This window comes from Gordonibacter pamelaeae 7-10-1-b (assembly GCF_000210055.1).
GTDB lineage: Bacteria > Actinomycetota > Coriobacteriia > Coriobacteriales > Eggerthellaceae > Gordonibacter > Gordonibacter pamelaeae.
The window spans coordinates 409,564-412,226 of record NC_021021.1 but is presented as its reverse complement, the minus strand read 5'-3'; the positions used below and the strand labels follow the sequence as shown (position 1 = coordinate 412,226).

3 protein-coding genes are annotated in these 2,663 nt (G+C 70.7%); 2 read left to right on the top strand and 1 reads right to left on the bottom strand.

Annotated elements, in window-relative coordinates:
- Positions 1-8: 8 nt before the first annotated feature.
- Positions 9-1,364 (top strand): phenylacetate--CoA ligase family protein, encoded by a 1,356-nt coding sequence (locus tag GPA_RS01910; protein ID WP_049784228.1) that lies wholly within the window; start codon positions 9-11, stop codon positions 1,362-1,364.
- Positions 1,365-1,373: 9 nt separating this feature from the next.
- The gene (gluQRS, locus tag GPA_RS01905; protein WP_041238788.1) at positions 1,374-2,315 is read left to right on the top strand and encodes a tRNA glutamyl-Q(34) synthetase GluQRS; all 942 of its coding nucleotides are present in this window, start codon (positions 1,374-1,376) and stop codon (positions 2,313-2,315) included.
- Positions 2,316-2,324: 9 nt separating this feature from the next.
- On the opposite strand, the gene GPA_RS01900 is transcribed toward gluQRS, so the two are convergent.
- A partial coding sequence (locus tag GPA_RS01900) for a hypothetical protein (RefSeq protein ID WP_231847544.1) occupies positions 2,325-2,663 on the bottom strand: 339 nt, incomplete at its 5' end.

Genomic DNA, 2,663 nt, shown 5'->3' with positions numbered 1-2,663 from the left:
TGGCCGACCTGACTGCGAAGGGGGCCGCCCTCGCGGCGGCCCGTGCTGGCAACTTCGCCGACCTGCCCGTGTACGACCGCGCCAGGGAGTGCGCGCCGCGCGAGGAGATCCGCGCGCTCCAGCTGGAGAAGCTTAAGGCCCAGGTGGCCTGGACCTACGAGCGCGTGGCGTGGTACCGCGAGCGCATGGACGCCCTCGGCGTGGCCCCGGGCGACATCCGCACGCTCGAAGACGTGCAAAAGCTCCCGTTCACGGACAAGTCCGTGCTGCGCGACACGTTCCCCTACGGCCTGTTCGCCGTGCCGCTGGACGAGGTCGTGGAGCTGCATGCGTCCTCCGGCACGACCGGCAAGCCCATCGTGGTGGGCTACAACGCCCACGACATGGACGTGTGGAGCGACTGCATCGCGCGTTTGGCGCAGATGGCGGGCGTCGTACCCGGCGACCGCGTGCAGATGGCGTTCGGCTACGGCATGTTCACCGGGGGCTTCGGGCTGCATTACGGCTGCCAGAAGCTCGGCTGCATGATGATCCCCGCCGGCTCCGGCAACACCGAGCGCCACATCGCCATGATCGGGGACTACGGCACCACGGTGCTCATCGCCACGCCCTCCTACGCGCTGCACCTGTGCGAGGTGGGGGAGCGGCTCGGCTTCGACTGGGAGGCGTCCACGCTGCGCGTGGGCCTGTTCGGCGGCGAGCCCTGCCCGCCGGGCCTCAAGGCCGAGATCGAGGAGCGCATGCACATCGTGTGCACCGACAACTACGGCCTGACCGAGGTCATGGGCCCGGGCGTGTCGGGCGAGTGCCTGGCCAGCCGCGACATGCAGCATATCGCCGAGGACCATTTCCTGTGGGAGGTCGTGGACCCCGAGACCGGCGAGCCGGTGGGCGAGGGCGAGATGGGCGAGCTCGTGCTCACGCCGCTCGACAAGCAGGCCATCCCCGTGCTGCGCTACCGCACGCACGACCTGACCCGCGTGGTATGCGAGCCCTGCGCCTGCGGCCGCACGAGCGCGCGCATGCAGAAGGTGCGCGCCCGCTGCGACGACATGCTCATCATCCGCGGCACGAACGTGTTCCCGAGCCAGGTGGAGGACGTGCTCTCCGGCATCCAGGGCGTCACGCCGCACTACCGCATCGTCGTGGAGACGGTGAACGGCCTGGACCGCATGACGGTGCACGTGGAGCTGAAACCCGAGGCGTTCTCCGACTCGTACCAGGAGATGGAGGACTTGCGCCGTTCCATCGAGGAGAGGCTCAAGGGCGTGCTTCTGGTGGGCGTGCGCGTTAAGCTGGTGGAGCCCGGCGGCATCGAGCGCACGACCGGCAAGGCCAAGCACGTGGAAGACCTGAGGAAGTAGGGGTCCCGCATGACCGCCGTCACTCCACCCGCTCCCGTCGTCGGGCGGTTTGCGCCGTCGCCGACGGGGCGGATGCATGCCGGCAATGTGTTCGCGGCGCTTGCGGCCTGGCTCGTGGCGAAGTCGCAGGGCGGGAAGGTCGTGCTGCGCATCGAGGACCTCGACGCCGAGCGATCGAAGCCCGCCTACATCGACGCGGTGCAGCGCGACTTCGAGGCGCTCGGCCTCACCTGGGACGAGGGGCCGTACTTCCAGCACAGCCGCACGGAGGCCTATCGCGCCGCCTTCGACGAGCTGGCCGCGCGCGGGCTCGTGTACCCCTGCTTCTGCACGCGCGCCGACCTGCACGCCGCCTCGGCGCCGCATCGGGGCGAGAAGCCGGTCTACCCGGGCACCTGCCGGGGGCTTTCCGCTGCAGAGCGCGCCTCGCGTGCGCTGGAGCGCACGCCCGCCCAGCGCCTACGGGTGCCCCACGAGGAGGTGGCGTTCACCGACCAGGTGCAGGGCCCCTATGCGCAGAACCTCGTGCAGGACTGCGGCGACTTCCTCGTGCGCCGCTCGGACGGGGCGTTCGCCTACCAGCTGGCCGTGGTGGTGGACGATGCCGAGCAGGGCGTGAGCTCGGTGGTGCGCGGCGTGGACCTTCTGTGCTCGACGCCGCAGCAAATCCACCTGCAGAGCTTGCTGGGGCTGCCGCACCCGGACTACGCGCACGTCCCGCTGCTCGTCGCCGAGCGCGACCGGCGCCTCTCGAAGCGCGACCGCGACGCCGCCCTCGACGCGCTGCTCGCGCGCTTCAAGACGCCCGCCGCCGTCATCGGCCATATCGCCGGTCTCACCGGCCTCGCGCCCACCTGCGACCCCGCCACCCCCGAGGAGCTGCTGGGAACGTTCGACCTCGCCGCCCTGCCGACGGCCTTCCCCGACCTCGTGCAGGTGCGCTGGGAATAGGGGCTCGACCTACAGCCCGGCGAACAAGATGCCCACGAGGGCGATGACGGCTATGACGACCAGGGTGAACAGGATGGTGGCGAGGGGCAGGTGATCGAGGCGCGCGGCGTGCGCGCGGGAGGCCATGGGGGAATCCTCCGAGGAGGCGCCCTCCTTGGGTCGGTCGGGCCGCTGCACGATGAAGAACCACACCATGGCGACGAGCAGGGCCACGAACGCCACGTTGTTGACCAAGGTGGCCGCCGAGGCGAGCAGGGCGTTGCCGGCCAGCTTCGCCCCCTCGAACGCGAGCAGCGTGGCCACGAGCACGCAGGCCGCGAGCAGCACGACGGCCATGCGCCGCCCCAT